The sequence below is a fragment of the Halorubrum sp. Atlit-26R genome, assembly GCF_003666015.1.
In the GTDB taxonomy this organism is placed as follows: domain Archaea; phylum Halobacteriota; class Halobacteria; order Halobacteriales; family Haloferacaceae; genus Halorubrum.
Map to the genome: position 1 here is coordinate 1 of NZ_QPLT01000311.1, position 575 is coordinate 575.

General features: G+C 67.0%; 1 protein-coding gene. It reads left to right on the plus strand.

Annotation, left to right across the window (positions count from 1 at the left end; all coding sequences use genetic code 11):
* Positions 1-479, plus strand: a 479-nt coding sequence (locus DVK07_RS24005; RefSeq protein ID WP_233565568.1) for a DUF3368 domain-containing protein, incomplete at its 5' end; no start/stop codon positions are given.
* Positions 480-575: the final 96 nt, after the last annotated feature.

Genomic DNA, 575 nt, shown 5'->3' on the forward strand with positions numbered 1-575 from the left:
CGAAGGCGGAGCGGCTGGACGCCATCGAGACGCTGGACGAGCCGCGAGTCGTTCCGGAGGCCGTCTACCGCGAGGTCGTGACGACCGGCGTCGAGCAAGGGTACGACGACGCGCGTCGGATCGAGCGCACCGTGGAGGACGGTCTCGTCGAGGCCGTCGCAGTCGACACCGACGATTCGCCGGTCGCGACGCGACTCGCACGGCATCCGGGGTTGAGCGACGCCGACGTCGCGGTCCTCACCTGTGTGGACGCCCGCGACGCGGTCGCCGTGATGGACGAGTCTGTCGGACGCTCCGCCGCCGAGGTGGAGGACGTGGAGACGCGCGGGACCGCGTACCTCGTCCTCTCAGCTGTGAAAGACGGCGCGCTGTCGACGGCGGAGGGCCGTGACGCCGTCGACGCGATGATCGATCACGGCTGGTACGTGGCGCCGGACGTGTACACGAGGATCGTCGGGAAGCTGGAGTCGTTCGAGTAACGACTATGAGGGCTCGTGAGAGAGACACCGATATGGCATCGTCGCTCCCTCTATCAGAGGAAAAAAAGGAACGAATGCGGCGCGGTCGGATCAGTT